The sequence below is a fragment of the Pseudomonas khavaziana genome (assembly GCF_019145205.1).
Classification (GTDB): Bacteria; Pseudomonadota; Gammaproteobacteria; order Pseudomonadales; family Pseudomonadaceae; genus Aquipseudomonas; species Aquipseudomonas khavaziana.
In genome coordinates this window covers 503,180-520,517 of record NZ_JAHSTT010000005.1, presented here as the reverse complement: position 1 = coordinate 520,517, position 17,338 = coordinate 503,180, and the positions used below count along the sequence as shown (strand labels likewise).

The following is a 17,338-nucleotide window of genomic DNA, read 5'->3' as shown; positions in this document are numbered from 1 at the left end:
GTATGAACATGAGCGTCAAGCTAATAAATCAAAAAAGATGAAATTCCTTCGGCACTGTCCATTCCCCCCCCGATTTGCCAGCTCTTCTATATAGAGCACAACAGGTGCGCTTCGGTGAAGCGCAAGAATCTTCGAATCATCCACCCGGCAAAAGGCCTGAACAGCTCTCCCCCATCAACCACCCGACAGCCGATAGAAAGCGACTTCAGGCTTGAAATAAACCAAAGCTATATAGAAGAAATGTCTGAGTGGCGAAATCGGCGAATACCGACAACAGAAGGTGCTAGCAATATGGATGGTGTCCCAGGGCCGGTTCGAACGGCCAACCTTCCCCTTAGGAGGGGGATGCTCTATCCAATTGAGCTACTGGGACGAATACTGCCGTCAGCGCAAAAGCCAGCTAAGCGATGATCGGCGAGCATGTTAACGGCCAGGGCTGGTTTTGTCATGTCGTCCGCAGGCTTTTTGACTGTAGGCGGATGCTTTTGGGCATCGCCAACTGCAATCCAACCTCTCACCACCACGCATCGGTCGTGCAAATTGCACTACCTTCAAATCGCCATACTTGCAAACTGCAAGCTTAAGAGACCGAATTCAAAGATAACCGGTTGATTTTATTGAAATAAAATATTGGCACGGCATCTGCAATGGTTCTATCACAAAAACCAATTGATCCAGGCATCCACGGAGTAGATCACCATGAACAGCGCCCTTCTGCTAGGCCTTAATACAGCGGCATTGACTGCCTTGGTGATGCTCCAATTCCAATCGCCTACCGAAGACACTGCGCAAATCAGCCAAGCGACCCCGCATTACCTTCAACAGCAACAACGCCCTCAACTCGCAGTGATGAACGCCACGCCGCAATCACCTGTCAGATTGGCCCTGGACGCACAAGGCGCGCCAGCCTCCGAACACTGGGTTTTCTGAGAACGCTGCTCATGTCCAAGCTTGCCTGGCTATTTCTTTGCCTCACTTTCACCGCCACACTGCTCGGCCTAGTCTCAACGACCCAGGATGATCAAACCACCGCCTTTATCGCCAGCGCAGTGTTTGGCAGCCTGCTGCTCCTGACGCTCATCGTAGGCCGTCGAATCAAATTCGACCCTGTCCTGCGCTGACCCCCTACCTTATGTCGCCTGACATTAGCAAATAAGCAAACTGCCACTAGTCTTAAGGGTGCGGGCAAAAGGCCATATTCCTTATGGCTTGAGCCCTTCGAATCGCACGCGGGACAGTCAGGGGCGAAGATCGGCCACCCTCAGCTGATTGCGAAAAGTTTTCTAACCAGTCCGCAAAAACGCAAATCAGTGCTGGCATAAAGCCTGTAGGCAGTTCAATATTTGTCACAGAATTGACGCCAATGAAATGTCAAATTTGAGGCATGATGCGGCCTCTTTGCAATTCGGGTTGAACTTTGGTCGTGAGCCTTGTCTTAACACTCATCTTGCGGCCAATTCCAAAAACCGCTCCCCTGAACTAACCGGTTAAATATATGCGCCCATTGAAACAGGCAATTTATTCCAGCCGTACGGCTGACAAGTTCGTCGTACGTCTGCCAGACGGAATGCGGGAACGCATTGCCGAGGTGGCTCGCAATCATCACCGCAGCATGAACTCCGAAATCATCGCACGCCTGGAACAGAGCCTTATTCAGGAAGGTGCCTTGGGTGAAGAGTTGAGCATGCGCCTTGACAGCCCCGAGCTGTCACTGCACGAACGCGAACTGCTGCAGCGTTTTCGTCAGCTCTCCCACCGCCAGCAAAATGCGCTCGTCTCGCTGATCGCACACGACGTCGAGGCAGCCGCAGAAGCCAATTGATTGACACAGCAAGCCGAAGCCAGCCATGTGCTGGCTTTTTTTTGCGCGAAATTTGGAAAGGTATGATGTGGACGAGGGGCAGATTTGCCCCCCGCCGGAAGGGATCAGAGCAGGAAGATAGTCGCCAGTCCCAGGAAGATAAAGAAGCCACCACTATCAGTCATCGCCGTGATCATCACACTGGCCCCCATCGCCGGATCACGCCCAAGACGTGCCAACGTCATAGGAATCAAAACGCCCATGAGCGCCGCCAGCAAGAGGTTTAATGTCATCGCAGCAGTCATGACCACCCCCAGGGACCAACTGTCATACAGCAGGTAGGCGACGATACCGATAACCCCTCCCCAGACAACGCCATTGATCAGCGCCACCGCCAGCTCTTTGCGCATCAGGCGTGAGGTGTTGCCGGTATTAACCTGGTCAAGGGCCATGGCACGCACGATCATGGTGATGGTCTGGTTGCCGGAGTTACCGCCGATACCCGCTACGATCGGCATCAGCGCCGCAAGTGCCACCAGTTTCTCGATGGAACCCTCGAACAGGCCGATAACTCGCGAGGCGATAAACGCAGTGATCAAGTTGACCGCCAACCAAGCCCAACGGTTACGTAGCGAGCGCCATACCGAGGCAAATATATCTTCCTCTTCACGAAGGCCCGCCATATTAAGGACTTCTGTTTCGCTTTCCTCACGAATCAGGTCGACCATCTCATCGATAGTCAGACGACCAATCAGCTTCCCGTTCTTGTCGACAACCGGCGCCGAGATCAAGTCATAACGCTCAAACGCTTGGGCGGCATCATAAGCATCCTCATCCGGATGAAAGCTCACCGGATCACTGGCCATTACGTCTGCGACTTTCTTTTCTGGGTCGTTGACCAGAAGACGCTTGATTGGCAGTACGCCCTTGAGTATCCCTTCGTAGTCGACCACAAACAATTTGTCGGTATGACCTGGCAGCTCCTTGAGACGGCGCAGGTAACGCAGCACCACTTCCAGGCTGACGTCTTCACGGATGGTGACCATCTCGAAATCCATCAGCGCGCCAACCTGATCCTCGTCGTAAGACAGCGCCGAACGCACGCGCTCACGCTGCTGCGAGTCGAGCGCCTCCATTAACTCATGGACGACGTCACGGGGCAGCTCAGGGGCCAGGTCGGCGAGTTCGTCCGCATCCATCTCCCGGGCAGCAGCCAGGAGCTCATGATCGTCCATGTCGGCGATCAGGGTTTCACGAACGGAATCAGAGACTTCTAGAAGGATATCGCCGTCGCGATCGGCCTTGACCAACTGCCAAAGGGTCAGCCGATCATCCAGTGGCAGGGCTTCGAGAATATAGGCAACGTCGGCGGAGTGCAGGTCATCGAGCTTGCGTTGCAACTCGACCAGGTTTTGCCGGTGAACCAGGTTTTCAACGCGGTCGTGATTCGGACCTTCCTGGCGGTGCGTGAGGTCTTCGACCACGCGCTGGCGCTGCAGCAGCTCGATGACTTGAGCCAGGCGATCCTGCAGGCTTTCTTGAGTTTTCTTTACTTCTACTTCGGTCATAGGCGAACTCCACTCCCAGCAGCGGGGCACGCCGGAAGGATCAATCAGTCAATTCATGATTGGTAAAACGGGGTACTGAGTAACTACTGGGTAAGTCCATGGAGGTATTCCACAAGCCCCGGCGGGGCTGACGGGCGCATGATACACCGCCCGGACGTTTTAAACGTTAAAAAACTGGAAAGAACAAGTGCTTGCGCGTCAAAGCTCAGCATTGACTAACATCCATGACTGCGACGCCACAGGCGGGAGGGAAAACACATGGGCAGGATAAAAAGATTGAATCAAGGATAAAACCTACACGAACCCCAGACGGCAAAAAGCCCGCACTAGGCGGGCTTTTTGTTTGTATGGTGCACTCGACAGGATTCGAACCTGTGACCGCTCGGTTCGTAGCCGAGTACTCTATCCAGCTGAGCTACGAGTGCAGATTGTGTTTTTATACCAGGTCACAACTGGTTGAAACCGAATTACCTGCATAACTGCAACTAACTCTTAAATGGTGCACTCGACAGGATTCGAACCTGTGACCGCTCGGTTCGTAGCCGAGTACTCTATCCAGCTGAGCTACGAGTGCATTTGTTGCCGCGCATTATAGGCCGTTCAATCTCTATGTAAAGCTATTTTTTCGAGTATTTTCAACAACTTACCGAAAAAACCAGATTGCAACGTACTAAGCAAATAATGGCGGAGAACGGGGGATTCGAACCCCCGACACCCTTTTGAGGTGTACTCCCTTAGCAGGGGAGCGCCTTCGGCCACTCGGCCAGCTCTCCGCAACACGGGGCGTATATTAACCACGTTCTTCCCCGTTTGCAAACATAAAAAACGATAAAAATTAAAGGCTTGGTTCTTCGTCCTTCTCTTTCTTGATCCGCAGGTAGATTTCCTCGCGGTGGACCGCTACCTCTTTCGGAGCGTTAACCCCGATACGTACTTGATTGCCTTTGACGCCGAGCACGGTCACGGTGATTTCGCCATCACCGATAATCAGGCTTTCTGCGCAACGACGAGTCAGAATCAGCATGCCTTTCTCCTCACGCATTTCAGTTCAGGAACAACAGTCTGCAAAAAAAAGGCATTCGACCTACAACCGAAAGGCCATAGCCCTACCTGCCTAAGTATTGTCGAGCCCATGCAAAAGAGCATGCGCCCCACAAAAAAATGAAAGGCGCGGTAAAACCGCGCCTCCCTGGCAACACATCACTCGCCCTGTCGGGCCGGAGCGTCCAGCTCAAACGCGGTGTGCAGCGCACGCACAGCCAATTCGAGGTACTTCTCTTCGATCACTACCGAGACTTTGATCTCCGACGTGGAGATCATCTGGATATTGATACTTTCTTTGGCCAACGCTTCGAACATGCGACTGGCAACCCCAGCGTGGGAACGCATGCCCACGCCCACGATCGAGACCTTGGCGATCTTGGTATCACCCACCACCTCGCGGGCGCGAATCTCGCTCGCGGTGTTCTGCAGGATCCGCTCCGCCGCATCGTACTCGTTGCGGTGCACGGTGAAGGTGAAATCGGTGGTGTTATCGTGCGAAACGTTCTGCACGATCATGTCGACTTCGATGTTCGCGCCGCTGATAGGGCCAAGAATCTTGAAAGCCACGCCCGGAGTGTCTGGCACGCCACGGATCGTCAGCTTGGCTTCATCGCGATTGAAAGCGATGCCGGAAATGATCGGCTGTTCCATGGATTCCTCTTCATCAATAGTAATGAGGGTGCCCGGACCCTCCTTGAAGCTGTGCAATACGCGCAGCGGAACGTTGTACTTGCCGGCGAACTCTACCGCACGAATCTGCAATACCTTGGAACCCAGGCTGGCCATTTCCAGCATTTCTTCAAAGGTAATCTTGTCCAGGCGCTGGGCCACAGGCACAACGCGCGGGTCAGTGGTGTAGACGCCATCCACATCGGTATAGATCTGGCATTCGTCAGCCTTTAGCGCTGCCGCCAGTGCCACACCGGTGGTGTCCGAACCGCCACGGCCAAGGGTGGTGATATTGCCTTGCTCGTCCACGCCCTGGAAACCCGCTACAACTACCACGCGCCCTGCTTTCAGATCAGTACGAATTTTCTGATCGTCAATTTGCAGAATGCGCGCCTTGGTATGCGCGCTGTCCGTAAGAATGCGCACTTGACTACCAGTGTAGGACACCGCCGGCACGCCACGTTTGTTCAACGCCATCGCCAACAGCCCGATGGTGACCTGCTCACCCGTGGACACGATCACATCCAGCTCACGCGGCAGCGGCTGCTGATCCCCACTGATGGCCTTGGCCAGGTCTATCAGGCGATTGGTCTCGCCACTCATGGCTGACAACACCACTACCAGGTCATCGCCGGCATCGCGGAACTTCTTAACCTTGTCGGCGACCTGCTCGATTCTTTCGACAGAGCCGACCGAGGTGCCTCCAAATTTCTGTACGATCAAAGCCATTTCCAAGCCGCCTCAGCCCGTAAAGGGGCGCCTAATATCCAATCCACCGGCACTGAACAAGCCCGTGACTACACCACGGGCCGATTAACAGTGCCTTAAATACCTGCCTCGACAAACGGCACGGTCAAGGCCAGGGCCGCGTCCAGGGCACCAGCGTCGACACCACCGCCTTGCGCCATGTCCGGACGACCACCGCCCTTGCCGCCCACTGCCGCGGCGGCCTGCTTCATCAAATCACCGGCTTTGAGTTGGCCAGTCAGGTCCTTGGTCACACCGGCAACCAGAACAACCTTATCCTCATGGACACTGCCGAGCAGGATCACTGCGCGACCGAGTTTGTTCTTCAACTGATCGACCAAGGCCAACAGCGCCTTGCCGTCCTGACCATCCAGGCGCGCCGCCAGGACTTTTACATCCTTGACGTCAACGGCCGAGGCCGACAGATCATCGCCGGCAGCACTGGCCGCCTTGGCCTGCAACTGCTCCAGCTGTTTCTCCAGCGCACGGTTGCGCTCCAGAACGGCGGACAACTTGTCGATCAGGTTGTCGCGGCTGCCCTTGACCAGGGTGGCCGCTTCCTTGAGTTGTTCTTCTGCCGCATTGAGATAGGCCAGGGCCGCAGCACCGGTGACCGCTTCAATACGACGTACACCGGACGCCACACCGCCTTCGCTGACAATTTTCAGCAGGGCAATATCGCCGGTACGGTTGGCGTGGATACCGCCACACAGCTCCACCGAGAAGTCGCCCCCCATGCTCAGTACGCGCACGCTGTCGCCGTACTTCTCGCCGAACAGCGCCATGGCGCCCTTGGCTTTGGCAGTCTCGATATCGGTCTCTTCGGTTTGCACCGCGGTGTTCTTGCGAATCTCAGCGTTGACGATGTCTTCCAGGGCCTTGATCTGCTCAGGCTTGATCGCTTCAAAGTGACTGAAATCGAAGCGCAGGCGCTGGCTATCGACCAACGAGCCCTTCTGCTGGACGTGTTCGCCCAACACCTGGCGCAGTGCAGCGTGCAGCAAGTGGGTGGCCGAATGGTTCAGCGAGGTAGCGTGGCGCACGTCGGCGTCCACCTGGGTGTCCACTGGCGAACCGACGGTCAGGCTGCCCGATGCCAATACGCCATGGTGCAGAAACGCGCCACCGGTCTTGGTGGTGTCGCGCACGTCAAAGCGACCTGAGGTGGCCTTGAGGAAACCACAGTCACCGATCTGGCCACCGGACTCGGCATAGAAAGGCGTCTGGTCCAGCACCACTACGCCATCATCGCCTTCATTCAAGACGTCGACGGACTGACCGTCCTTATACAGCGCAACCACCTTGGCCGAGCCGCTGGTGGCCTTGTAGCCAGTGAATTCGGTGGCCACATCGACCTTGACCAGGCTGTTGTAATCCATGCCGAAAGAGCTGGCGGAACGCGCACGCACACGCTGGGCTTCCATCTCGCGTTCGAAACCTTCCTCGTCGAGGGTCAGGTCACGCTCACGGGCGATATCGCCGGTCAAGTCCATCGGGAAGCCGTAGGTGTCATAGAGCTTGAACACCACGTCGCCTGGCACCACGGTGCCTTGCAGGTTGGCGAGGTCCTGCTCGAGGATTTTCAGGCCCTGTTCCAGAGTCTTGGCGAACTGCTCTTCTTCGGCTTTGAGCACGCGCTCGATGTGCGCCTGGTTCTGCTTGAGTTCCGGGAAGGCTTCGCCCATCTCGGCGACCAGGGCCGCCACGATCTGGTAGAAGAAGCTGCCATTGGCGCCCAGCTTGTTACCGTGACGGCAGGCACGACGGATGATGCGACGCAGCACGTAGCCGCGACCCTCGTTGGACGGCAGTACGCCGTCGGCAATCAGGAAGCCGCAGGAACGGATGTGGTCAGCCACTACTTTGAGCGACGCCTGGTCTTCATTGGCGCAGCCGATGGCCTTGGCCGCGGCAGCCAGCAGGCTCTGGAACAGATCGATTTCGTAGTTGGAGTGCACGTGCTGCATCACCGCACTGATCCGCTCCAGGCCCATGCCGGTGTCTACCGATGGCGCTGGCAGCGGATGCAACACGCCATCGGCGGTGCGGTTGAACTGCATGAACACGTTGTTCCAGATTTCGATATAGCGGTCGCCGTCTTCTTCCGGCGAACCCGGTGGGCCGCCCCAGATGTCGGCGCCGTGATCGTAGAAGATCTCGGTGCAGGGGCCGCATGGACCGGTGTCACCCATGGTCCAGAAGTTGTCGGAGGCATACGGCGCGCCTTTGTTGTCGCCGATGCGCACCATGCGCTCAGGCGGCACACCGACTTGCTTGGTCCAGATGTCGTAGGCTTCGTCGTCAGTGGCGTAAACAGTGACCCAGAGCTTTTCCTTCGGCAGTTTCAATACGCCGGTCAGGAAGGTCCAGGCAAAGTTGATCGCGTCCTGCTTGAAATAATCGCCAAAGCTGAAGTTGCCGAGCATTTCGAAAAAGGTGTGGTGACGGGCGGTGTAGCCGACATTTTCCAGGTCGTTGTGTTTACCACCGGCGCGTACGCACTTCTGGCTGCTGACTGCGCGGGTATAGGCGCGTTTTTCCTGGCCCAGGAAACAGTCCTTGAACTGGTTCATGCCCGCGTTAGTGAACAGCAGGGTTGGGTCATTGCTTGGGATCAATGAGCTGGAGGCTACACGGGTGTGGCCTTGCTCTTCGAAGAAGCGAAGGAAGGCTTCACGGATTTCTGCGCTTTTCATTAGGTTATTCCACGGAGGCTGCGGCCAAAGGCCAGTGCGCAACATCATCAGACGGAGCGACGGCAAAGGGCCGCATTATATCGGCCCTTTGCCGGTGGTACAGCGTGTTTATGTGATAGATACACTCAATTAGACGGCGTGCACTGTCATTTTCGCGAAAACTCGACGAATGTCTGCACGACTTGCTCGATCTGCGCCCGACTGACATCCAGGTGCGTGACCATGCGCAACCGTGGCGCAGCACTCAACTTGACCCCACGCTCGGCAGCAAAGGCTTTCAGGGCCTGGGCCTGGTCACCGACCGGCACATACACCATGTTGGTCTGCACCGGCTCCACGGTGTAGCCGGCCTTGCGCAGCTCATCCCCCAGCCATTGCGCATTGGCATGGTCATCAGCCAGGCGCTGTACCTGATGATCCAGGGCATACAGCCCCGCCGCCGCCAGAGAACCGGCCTGGCGCATGCCACCGCCAACCATCTTGCGCAGGCGCCGCGCCTTGGCAATCAGCGCCGTAGAGCCGCACAACACCGAGCCGACTGGCGCACCGAGGCCCTTGGACAGGCACACCGACACCGAATCGAAATGCTCGGCGATCTTGCGCGCATCGACTCCCAGCTTGACCGCAGCGTTGTAGATCCGTGCACCGTCCAGATGTAAGGCCAAGCCGTGCTCACGAGTGAAGGCGCGGGCTTTGGCCAGGTACTCCAGCGGCAAAACCTTGCCCTGCATGGTATTTTCCAGCGCCAGCAGGCGTGTGCGGGCAAAGTGGAAATCGTCGGGCTTGATGGCTGCGAGCACATGGTCCAGATCGAGCGAGCCGTCCGCCTGCACTTCCAGGGGCTGTGGCTGGATCGAGCCAAGCACCGCTGCACCGCCGCCTTCGTATTTGTAGGTGTGGGCCTGCTGGCCGACGATGTATTCCTCGCCACGCTCACAGTGGGCCATCAACGCCAGCAGGTTGCTCATGGTGCCAGTGGGCACGAACAGCGCGGCGGCAAACCCCAGGCGCTTGGCCAACTCGGCCTCCAGGCGGTTGACGCTGGGGTCCTCACCATAGACATCATCACCGCTGACGGCACTGGCCATCGCGTCAAGCATGCCGGGGGTGGGTTGGGTCACGGTGTCGCTGCGCAGGTCGATCACGGTCATGAAGGGGGCCTCTAACGGAATGGATAAATCCTCTTGTGCGTGATTACTGCGGGCAAAACCGCGGAATATCAAGCCCCGCCTGCATTCAATCGAATACCAACCAAACAAACCGATATAGGTTATCGATACGGCACTCGTGCAGTTTCTGAAAAACCATGTTAAAAACTCTCCGCCGCCAGGGTTCTGGCGGCAACGTTCTCAGGGCGGGGTGTAATTCCCCACCGGCGGTAATTGCACGCAATGTGCATAGCCCGCGAGCGCTTGGCGCCTCGGACTGCTCACGCGGGACGGCGACAAGGTCAGCAGACCCGGTGTGATCCCGGGGCCGACGGTCATAGTCCGGATGAAGAGAGAACGGGATTGGCACCTAAGGGCCGCAAGCGCTGACTTCATGCCTGCATGACGTCGTTGTTCGTACCCTTAAATCCCATTCGATTCATAACGCCCTGTTTTTTTCTTAAACAGGAGTCAGAACATGCAACCCACCGCAATCGACAGCAAAAGCAAGAACCATCACGGCGAGCGCGTAGCGTTTATCCAGGCCTGCTGGCACAAGGATATTGTCGACCAATCGCGCAAAGGCTTCCTCGCCGAAATGATCGCCCAGGGCTACCAGGAGTCGGACATCGATTTCTTTGAAGTCGGCGGTGCCTTTGAACTGCCCCTGCACGCCAAGCTGTTGGCCAAGACCGGCCGTTATGCCGGCATCGTTGCCGCCGCCCTGGTGGTGGATGGCGGCATTTATCGTCACGAATTCGTCGCACAGTCGGTGGTCAGCGGGCTGATGCAGGTACAACTGGAAACCGAAGTGCCGGTGTTCTCGGTGTCCCTGACGCCGCATCACTTCCATGCCGGCAGCGAACACACCACGTTCTTCTACGAGCACTTCGTGCATAAGGGCCAGGAAGCTGCGCGTACGTGCGCCGATACCCTGCACAAAGTACGGGCGATCCATCGTAGTGAGCCGCGCGCTCTAGCGGTCTAAGTAACACTGCAAAGACAATGTGGGAGGGGGCTTGAACCCGATAACAGAGTGTCAGTCAGCTCATCTGGAACTGATACACCGTCATCGGGAGCAAGCCCCCTCCCACATTTGGATCCGGCTGGGCTTAAGATTTAAGCCAACCCGGCATCCGTGGCAGGCACGATAAGAATCCCGGCGCGCAGACCATTCTTCACCTTCGGGTTGGGGAAGATGATGCGGGCGCCCTCCTCCTCGATCACCCAGCGGGTCTTGGCCACGTCTTCGGCCAGCAGGTAGCCTTTTTCCAGTTCCGAAAAATTTTCCACATCTGCTGGCAGATGCATCAGGAAGGCATCGCTGTGCTTGATGACTTCACGGGACACGGCAAACAGTTGCAAGCCATCCAGGCTGTCAGTCTCCGGCTCGTTGCCCTCAATCATCTGCTTCAGGCGCGTTTCCAGGCGTGACACGTCCACGCCTTCGTTCTGCCCGAACGGCCGCGCCTTGCCCAGTTCGAGGGTGAAGGCCTCGGCTTCCAACTGCTCGTAGGTATAGGCGGTGAAGGTGATCGAGGTTTTGTTCTGCAACAACACCGCTTGCATCCCGGCTGCGCTCAGGCGTTCCAGTTCACGACGTGAATGCTGGCGCCCCTCCTTCCACGGGTAGAGGGCAAACTGCTCGATCTTCGAGCCGCGAATCGCGGTATGCAGGTCGTAGTGCAGGCGTGAACGGCCGGGCTGGCTGAAAAAGCTGCGGGCCAGCTGCTCAAGCTCGGCGGCACGCATGGCTTCGGGGCCGATGTTTTTTTCATGCCGGCCGTTGAACAGCCGGTTGACGTCCAGTTCGAGGTAACGCTCACCGCGACGCATGGCCTCGGGGTTGCCGAACAGGAACAGAATACGGGTACGGGGCTTGATCTCCCCGCGGGCAATGCCATGCAACAGTCGGTCGAGCAACTCGATCGGCGCGGTTTCGTTGCCATGAATGCCGGACGACAGCAGCAGGTCGCTGCCATTGTCACGCGCCTCAGGTGGGCGTACTTCAAGCGCGCCCTCACTGAGCCAGCGCATCTGCACGCCGTCGACAGTCAGTTGAATTTTTTGCGCCGGTTCACGACCGGCGAGGGTCAGTTCAAGCAGTTTGCCGAGGGCGAGCATAAGCAGCTTCCTTAGTGGTTGCAGCCAGGACCATGGACGTGATCGTCATCATCACCTTCAACGTCGGCCGGTTCCATTTCCAGTTGCAGGCTCATCAGGTTGGTAGCCAATGGGCGCATCAGCAGGTTGGCGTATTCGGCATCGCCCTCTTCCACATCCACACCGATCAGCAGCTGGCCGCGACCGTCGTGCTGGATCCAGATCTCCTTGCCCTGCCACACCACGGCAACGCGAGTGCAGGACGTTTCCAGCTGGGTGCCGTCGGTGTCTTCAAGGATCAGTTTCAGGGTGTCGGTGGTCATAAATAGTTCTCAGCCGTACGGCGTTAATTGATCTGGAAAAGATAAACCGAGCCCAGTTTAAGGATTTGCGTCAGTTCATCCAGTGCCGTCCGGCACTCAAGCAGCAACTGCGGATCAGCCAGGTCGGTTTCGCGCAGACTGTCGCGGTAGTGTTTGTCGACCCATTGGGTCAGCGTGTCGTACAACGGCGCGGTCATGATAACGCCTGGATTCACCGCTGCCAGCTCGGTTTCGTTCAACGCCACGCGCAGACGCAGGCACGCCGGCCCGCCACCGTTCTGCATGCTTTGCTTGAGGTCGAAGACCTTGACTTCGCGGATCATCCCACCGGAGGCGGTCAAGCCCTGCAGGTATTGCCACACGCGCTCATTGGCGCGGCACTCTTCCGGCACAATCAGCAGCATCGAACCGTCAGGGCGGGTCAGCAACTGGCTGTTGAACAGGTAGGAACGCACCGCGTCCTCGACACTGACCTGTGCACGGGGCACGCAGACGGATTGGAAATTACCGCCCAGCTTGCCCAACTTGCCGTGCAGCTCGGCGAGCATTTGTTCGGTATTGAGGAACGCGTCCTCGTGATAGAACAGCATTTCGCCGTTACCCACCGCGATGACATCGTTGTGGAACACGCCGGCATCGATCACCGCCGGATTCTGCTGGGCGTAGACCACACCGCTATCCTTCAGGCCGTGCAGGCGCGCGACGGCCTGGGACGCTTCGAGGGTCTGGCGCGCCGGGTATTTTTGCGGGGCCGGATAACGGGTGTCGAACGCACTGCGACCAAACACAAAGAACTCAACGCCAGCTTCACCGTACTCACGGCAGAAACGTGTGTGGTTGGCAGCACCTTCATCGCCGAACTGTGCCACCGCCGGCAAGGCGGCGTGGTGGGCGAAGTGTTTCTGATCGGCGAACATCGCCCCCAGCACGCGACTGGTGGTGGGGTGTTCGATGCTGCGGTGATACTTACAGTTGAGGTTCGCGGCGGTGAAATGCACGCGACCATCTGCCGTGTCGGCGCTCGGGCTGACGGTTGCGGCGTTGGCCACCCACATGCTGGATGCCGAGCAGCTGGCCACCAGCAACGGCATGGCCTGATTGGCCGCTTGCTGGATGACCTGGGCGTCGCTGCCGCTGAAACCGAGGTTGCGCAAGGCGATCACATCCGGGCGCTCCTGAGGCGCCAACACACCTTGCACAAAGCCCATGTCCATCAGGGCTTTCATCTTCTGCAGGCCCTGCAACGCCGCTTCCTTCGGGTTGGAAGACTGCTGGCTGTTGCTCTGGGACGCGACGTTACCGTAGGACAAACCGCCGTAGTTATGGGTCGGCCCCACTAGACCGTCAAAATTGACTTCATAGGATTTCATCGGCGAGGCTCCACGAACATCTGTTTTTATAGGCATCAAATTACTTGAATACACCCCTGAACCGGTGTGGGAGAGGGCTTGCTCCCGATAGCAGTAAGTCAGTCACCTGATTGATCAACTGATAGATAGCTATCGGGAGCAAGCCCCCTCCCACATTAGATCAGTGTAATGCCGGGGGTTAGCGTGGCTGGAACCACCAGGCTTGGAGTCTCCAGCGACGCCACCGGGTACGCGCAATAATCCGCCGCGTAATACGCACTGGCGCGATGGTTGCCCGACGCCCCTACCCCACCAAATGGAGCGGTGCTGGCGGCGCCGGTCAACTGTTTGTTCCAGTTGACGATGCCGGCGCGGCTTTCCAGCCAGAACTGCTGGTAACGCGCTTCGGAATCCGACAACAAACCAGCGGCCAAACCGTATTGAGTGTTGTTGGCCTCGGCGATCGCCCCGGCAAAATCAGCGTAGCGGATCACCTGCAACAGGGGGCCAAACAGTTCTTCGTCTTCGCGTTCGGTCACGCCAGTTACGTCGATAATGCCTGGGGTAAGCAGAGCCGCCTGATCCTGTGGCTGGGTCATCTCCAGCAGCGCCACCGCGCCATTGGCCAGCATCAGTTCCTGCGCTTCCATCAGCGCTTTGGCCGCCGCCAGGGAAATCACCGAGCCCATGAACGGTGCCGGTTGCTGGTCGAATGCGCCCACTTCAATGCTCGCGCTGACCGCCACCAGCCGTGCCAGCAACGCATCGCCCCAGGCGCCTTGCGGCACCAGCAAGCGACGGGCGCAAGTGCAACGTTGGCCCGCCGAGATGAACGCCGACTGGATGATGGTGTAGACCGCCGCATCCACATCGGCCACTTCGTCCACGACCAGCGGGTTGTTGCCGCCCATTTCCAGGGCCAGGATCTTGTCCGGGCGCCCGGAGAACTGCTGGTGCAGATGATTGCCGGTGCGGCTGGAGCCAGTGAAGAACAGGCCGTCGATGCCCGGGTTGGCCGCCAGGGCGATGCCAGTTTCCCGCGCGCCTTGCAGCAAGTTCAACACACCCGCCGGCAAACCGGCTTCGACCCAGCACTGCACAGTCAGCTCGGCGACTTTCGGGGTCAGCTCGCTCGGCTTGAACAGCACGGTATTGCCCGCCAGCAACGCCGGGACGATATGGCCGTTGGGCAAGTGCCCAGGGAAGTTGTAAGGACCAAACACCGCCACCACGCCGTGAGGTTTGTGGCGCAACACGGCAGTGGCGTCGCCCAGGGGGCCGCTCTTCTCGCCGGTACGCTCGCGGTAGCTCTGTACCGAGATCGCGATCTTGTTGGCCATGCTGGTGACTTCAGTGGCCGACTCCCACAGCGGCTTGCCGGTCTCCTCACCGATGCAGCGGGCGATTTCATCGGCGCGGCTTTTCAGAGTAGCGGCGAACGTTTCCAGCACACTGATGCGTTCTTCCAGCGGGCGCCTGGCCCAGGCCGGGAATGCCTGGCGCGCGGCCTGCACGGCGGACTCGACCTGTTCGACGCTGGCGCCATTGCCGGCCCACAGCACCGCCTGGGTCACCGGGTTGCGCGATTCAAACAGTTCACCCTGGCCGGCCAGCCAGCTACCTGCGATATACAACGAATTCATTATTTCGACTCCCGAGCAGCGGACAACGCAACAGCACGCACTTGATCACCCACCACCAGCTGCAGGCGCTTGGCGGTCTGCGGATCGACCACCAGGGTGCCTGCGGCCAGGCGAGCTGGAGCGGCGGTAATACGGCACTCTTCACGCTTGCGGTTATGAATCAGGAACGGCGTGGCGTCGTCCCCCGGCGTGCCGATGGCCAATACCAGTGACTGGCTGTCGCGCACCGCGCGGATTTTGCTGGTCTCACATTCCACCGCCGGGCCAGCGTCAAAAATATCGACATAGCCCTGGTAGCTGAAGCCTTCGCTTTTGAGCATGCTCAGCGCCGGTTCGGTGTCCGGATGCACCTTGCCGATCACATTGCGTGCGTCCTCGGAAAGAAAGCAGCTGTACAACGGAAACTTCGGCATCAGCTCGGCGATAAATGCCTTGTTGCCCACGCCAGTGAGGTAGTCGGCCTGGCTGAACTCCATCTTGAAGAAGTGCCGACCCAGGCTTTCCCAGAACGGCGAACGTCCGGCGTCGTTGGACACTCCGCGCATCTCGGCAATGATCTTGTTGCCGAACAGTTGCGGGAATTCGGCAATAAACAACATACGTGCCTTGGCCAGCATGCGGCCGTTGAGGCCGTTGCGGTAATCGGCATGCAGAAACAATGAGCACAATTCGGAATTGCCGGTGAGGTCGTTGGCCAGGAACAGCGTCGGAATCTCACGGTAGATATTCAGTTCCTGGGACGCGCTGACAGTCAGCCCCACCCGGAAGTTGTACCAGGGCTCACGCAGGCCAACGGCGCCTGCGATGGCGGAGATACCGACCACACGGCCTTCGTCGTTCTCCAGCACGAACAGGTAGTCGGCATCGCCGCGCCCGGCATCGCCGCGAAAGGTTTTTTCCGCCCAGCCAACCCGGTGGGTCAGGCGCTCTTCGTTGGCCGGCAAGGTGGTAAGGCCGGTGCCGGTGCTGCGCGCCAGATCAATCAGGGCCGGTAAATCGCTGCTGCGTACGGGACGAACGATCATGCTATCTCCTCGAACGGGTCGCTTTACAGCCACCCGCGAAACTCTGTTTATACCGGCGCTTAAACTGCAACCAGACGCACACTCGCGCCTTCGCCGACGCCCAGGGCCTCGGCGGTTGCAAGGTCCAGAATCACCGGTTTGCCCGGTGCGTAGTCCAGTTCCAACATCACCGCACGGTAGTCCTGCAACTGCGCGTTGCTCACCAGATACTGGCGGCCGACGCCCTTGATCATCTCGCCGACTTTCACCGGCACCACGCGGCTCTGGGCAATCGAGCGGATGCCCGAAACCTTTGCGTGCAAGGTCGGACCACCGTCGAAGATGTCGATGTAGTGATCGGTCTCGAAGCCTTCACGCATGAGGATATCGAAGGTGATCTGCGCACGCGGGTGCACCTGGCCCATGGCTTCCTGGGCCGCGTCCGGCAGCAGCGGTACGTAGATCGGGTAATGGGGCATCAGCTCGGCGAGGAAGGTCCGGCTTTTCAACCCGCACAGGCGCTCGGCGGCGGCGTAGTTGAGGTCGAAGAAGTTGCGGCCGATGGCATCCCAGAATGGCGAATCACCGTTCTCGTCGCTGTAGCCGACAATCTCGGTCACCACCGAATCGGCAAAGCGCTCGGGGTGGCTGGCGACAAACAGCAGGCGGCCGCGGGAATTGAGTTCCGACCACGGCGACCCCACCAGCTCAGGCACCACATAGAAACTGGTGAGCAGGCTGTTGCCGGTGAGGTCGTGGCACTGGGAAAGCACGTGGATCTTGTTGTGGATCTTCAACTCGCGGGAGGCGTGCACGAAGGTTTCATTACGGAAACTGTAGAACGGCTCGGAGTAACCGGCCGAGGCGACGATCGCAGAACAGCCGGCGAGCTTGCCGGTCTCGGTATCTTCGAGCACGAAAAAATAGCTTTCTTCGCCGTTGAAACTCACCTCGGCCGCGAAGGAGGCTTCGCTGGCGGCGATCTTGTCGCTCAAGCGTTCCACATCATCCGGCAAGGAGGTGACACCAATCGGGCTGTCCGCAGCCAGACGCTGTACCTCGCCCAGGTCAGCCATTTGCGCGGGGCGCATCACCAGCATGGTGTCACTCCTTAACTCGAAAACTCATAGGAAAAAATACCGGACAGGCCTGAAAACAACACCTATCCCCAAGTAAGGCTAATTCCAATGTGGGAGGGGGCTTGCCCCCGATAGCAGTGTGTCAGTTGATGAATCAAGTGACT

Annotated in this window: 15 protein-coding genes, 4 tRNA genes and 1 riboswitch; of the genes, 4 read left to right on the top strand and 15 right to left on the bottom strand. The window is 58.3% G+C overall.

All coding sequences use genetic code 11. From position 1 onward, the window contains the following. Nucleotides 1-296: 296 nt before the first annotated feature. A tRNA-Arg gene (locus KVH01_RS15955) sits at nt 297-373 on the bottom strand. A 326-nt stretch (nt 374-699) separates the two neighbouring features. On the opposite strand from KVH01_RS15955, the gene KVH01_RS15950 reads away from it, so the two are divergent. From KVH01_RS15950 to KVH01_RS15940, 3 genes are all read left to right on the top strand, one after another. Continuing rightward, nucleotides 700-930, top strand: a complete 231-nt coding sequence (locus KVH01_RS15950) for a hypothetical protein (protein ID WP_217882023.1) — start codon at nt 700-702, stop codon at nt 928-930. 11 nt (nt 931-941) lie between these two features. Further along, nucleotides 942-1,121 carry a PA3371 family protein gene (locus tag KVH01_RS15945; RefSeq protein WP_043050355.1) on the top strand — a complete coding sequence of 60 codons (180 nt, stop codon included), beginning with the start codon at nt 942-944 and terminating at the stop codon, nt 1,119-1,121. Between the two features lie 374 nt (nt 1,122-1,495). After that, a complete protein-coding gene (locus tag KVH01_RS15940) occupies nt 1,496-1,822 on the top strand; it encodes an Arc family DNA-binding protein (protein WP_003193592.1) in 327 nt (108 codons plus the stop codon). Between the two features lie 104 nt (nt 1,823-1,926). Here the strand turns inward: KVH01_RS15940 and mgtE are convergent, their stop codons facing one another. The 8 genes from mgtE to ltaE all read right to left on the bottom strand — a co-directional run bounded on the left by mgtE (nt 1,927) and on the right by ltaE (nt 9,676). Continuing rightward, nucleotides 1,927-3,369, bottom strand: a complete 1,443-nt coding sequence (mgtE, locus tag KVH01_RS15935) for a magnesium transporter (protein ID WP_043050354.1) — start codon at nt 3,367-3,369, stop codon at nt 1,927-1,929. Between the two features lie 348 nt (nt 3,370-3,717). Then, nucleotides 3,718-3,794: transfer RNA gene (locus tag KVH01_RS15930), tRNA-Arg, on the bottom strand. 72 nt (nt 3,795-3,866) lie between these two features. After that, nucleotides 3,867-3,943 (bottom strand) — tRNA-Arg (locus tag KVH01_RS15925). A 108-nt stretch (nt 3,944-4,051) separates the two neighbouring features. Then, nucleotides 4,052-4,142, bottom strand: a tRNA-Ser gene (locus tag KVH01_RS15920). A gap of 62 nt (nt 4,143-4,204) precedes the next feature. Continuing rightward, nucleotides 4,205-4,393: a carbon storage regulator CsrA gene (gene csrA, locus KVH01_RS15915; RefSeq protein WP_003175645.1), complete on the bottom strand. Its 189-nt coding sequence runs from the start codon at nt 4,391-4,393 to the stop codon at nt 4,205-4,207. A gap of 176 nt (nt 4,394-4,569) precedes the next feature. After that, entirely contained in the window at nt 4,570-5,811 is a 1,242-nt protein-coding gene (locus KVH01_RS15910) for an aspartate kinase (RefSeq protein ID WP_124401637.1), read from the bottom strand. Nucleotides 5,812-5,906: 95 nt separating this feature from the next. Beyond that, nucleotides 5,907-8,525 carry an alanine--tRNA ligase gene (gene alaS, locus KVH01_RS15905; RefSeq protein WP_217882022.1) on the bottom strand — a complete coding sequence of 873 codons (2,619 nt, stop codon included), beginning with the start codon at nt 8,523-8,525 and terminating at the stop codon, nt 5,907-5,909. Nucleotides 8,526-8,671: 146 nt separating this feature from the next. Next, on the bottom strand, nt 8,672-9,676 hold the full coding sequence (ltaE, locus tag KVH01_RS15900; RefSeq protein WP_217882021.1) for a low-specificity L-threonine aldolase: 1,005 nt from the start codon (nt 9,674-9,676) through the stop codon (nt 8,672-8,674). Nucleotides 9,677-9,866: 190 nt separating this feature from the next. Next, nucleotides 9,867-10,036: riboswitch (FMN riboswitch) on the top strand. 115 nt (nt 10,037-10,151) lie between these two features. Here ltaE and KVH01_RS15895 point away from each other — a divergent pair. Next, on the top strand, nt 10,152-10,661 hold the full coding sequence (locus KVH01_RS15895) for a 6,7-dimethyl-8-ribityllumazine synthase (RefSeq protein WP_217882020.1): 510 nt from the start codon (nt 10,152-10,154) through the stop codon (nt 10,659-10,661). Between the two features lie 131 nt (nt 10,662-10,792). Here the strand turns inward: KVH01_RS15895 and astE are convergent, their stop codons facing one another. The 6 genes from astE to aruF all read right to left on the bottom strand — a co-directional run bounded on the left by astE (nt 10,793) and on the right by aruF (nt 17,195). Beyond that, nucleotides 10,793-11,797: a succinylglutamate desuccinylase gene (gene astE / locus KVH01_RS15890; RefSeq protein ID WP_217882019.1), complete on the bottom strand. Its 1,005-nt coding sequence runs from the start codon at nt 11,795-11,797 to the stop codon at nt 10,793-10,795. A gap of 11 nt (nt 11,798-11,808) precedes the next feature. Further along, nucleotides 11,809-12,099, bottom strand: a complete 291-nt coding sequence (locus tag KVH01_RS15885; RefSeq protein WP_003214319.1) for a hypothetical protein — start codon at nt 12,097-12,099, stop codon at nt 11,809-11,811. A 23-nt stretch (nt 12,100-12,122) separates the two neighbouring features. Next, nucleotides 12,123-13,469, bottom strand: coding sequence for an N-succinylarginine dihydrolase (gene astB, locus KVH01_RS15880; protein ID WP_217882018.1), 1,347 nt, complete (start codon nt 13,467-13,469; stop codon nt 12,123-12,125). Nucleotides 13,470-13,624: 155 nt separating this feature from the next. After that, nucleotides 13,625-15,094, bottom strand: coding sequence for a succinylglutamate-semialdehyde dehydrogenase (astD, locus tag KVH01_RS15875; RefSeq protein ID WP_217882036.1), 1,470 nt, complete (start codon nt 15,092-15,094; stop codon nt 13,625-13,627). Beyond that, the gene (gene astA, locus KVH01_RS15870; RefSeq protein ID WP_217882017.1) at nt 15,091-16,116 is read right to left on the bottom strand and encodes an arginine N-succinyltransferase; all 1,026 of its coding nucleotides are present in this window, start codon (nt 16,114-16,116) and stop codon (nt 15,091-15,093) included. Before astA ends, astD begins: the two co-directional genes overlap by 4 nt. 59 nt (nt 16,117-16,175) lie before the next feature. Further along, on the bottom strand, nt 16,176-17,195 hold the full coding sequence (aruF, locus tag KVH01_RS15865; RefSeq protein WP_043050346.1) for an arginine/ornithine succinyltransferase subunit alpha: 1,020 nt from the start codon (nt 17,193-17,195) through the stop codon (nt 16,176-16,178). Between the last annotated feature and the right edge of the window lie 143 nt (nt 17,196-17,338).

Excerpts from the sequence above, each read along its gene's own strand:
- KVH01_RS15950 (WP_217882023.1), top strand. The coding sequence starts at position 700 with ATGAACAGCGCCCTTCTGCTAGGCCTTAATACAGCGGCATTGACTGCC.
- KVH01_RS15945 (WP_043050355.1), top strand. The coding sequence starts at position 942 with ATGTCCAAGCTTGCCTGGCTATTTCTTTGCCTCACTTTCACCGCCACA.
- KVH01_RS15940 (WP_003193592.1), top strand. The coding sequence starts at position 1,496 with ATGCGCCCATTGAAACAGGCAATTTATTCCAGCCGTACGGCTGACAAG.
- mgtE (WP_043050354.1), bottom strand. The coding sequence starts at position 3,369 with ATGACCGAAGTAGAAGTAAAGAAAACTCAAGAAAGCCTGCAGGATCGC.
- csrA (WP_003175645.1), bottom strand. The coding sequence starts at position 4,393 with ATGCTGATTCTGACTCGTCGTTGCGCAGAAAGCCTGATTATCGGTGAT.
- KVH01_RS15910 (WP_124401637.1), bottom strand. The coding sequence starts at position 5,811 with ATGGCTTTGATCGTACAGAAATTTGGAGGCACCTCGGTCGGCTCTGTC.
- alaS (WP_217882022.1), bottom strand. The coding sequence starts at position 8,525 with ATGAAAAGCGCAGAAATCCGTGAAGCCTTCCTTCGCTTCTTCGAAGAG.
- ltaE (WP_217882021.1), bottom strand. The coding sequence starts at position 9,676 with ATGACCGTGATCGACCTGCGCAGCGACACCGTGACCCAACCCACCCCC.
- KVH01_RS15895 (WP_217882020.1), top strand. The coding sequence starts at position 10,152 with ATGCAACCCACCGCAATCGACAGCAAAAGCAAGAACCATCACGGCGAG.
- astE (WP_217882019.1), bottom strand. The coding sequence starts at position 11,797 with ATGCTCGCCCTCGGCAAACTGCTTGAACTGACCCTCGCCGGTCGTGAA.
- KVH01_RS15885 (WP_003214319.1), bottom strand. The coding sequence starts at position 12,099 with ATGACCACCGACACCCTGAAACTGATCCTTGAAGACACCGACGGCACC.
- astB (WP_217882018.1), bottom strand. The coding sequence starts at position 13,469 with ATGAAATCCTATGAAGTCAATTTTGACGGTCTAGTGGGGCCGACCCAT.
- astA (WP_217882017.1), bottom strand. The coding sequence starts at position 16,116 with ATGATCGTTCGTCCCGTACGCAGCAGCGATTTACCGGCCCTGATTGAT.
- aruF (WP_043050346.1), bottom strand. The coding sequence starts at position 17,195 with ATGCTGGTGATGCGCCCCGCGCAAATGGCTGACCTGGGCGAGGTACAG.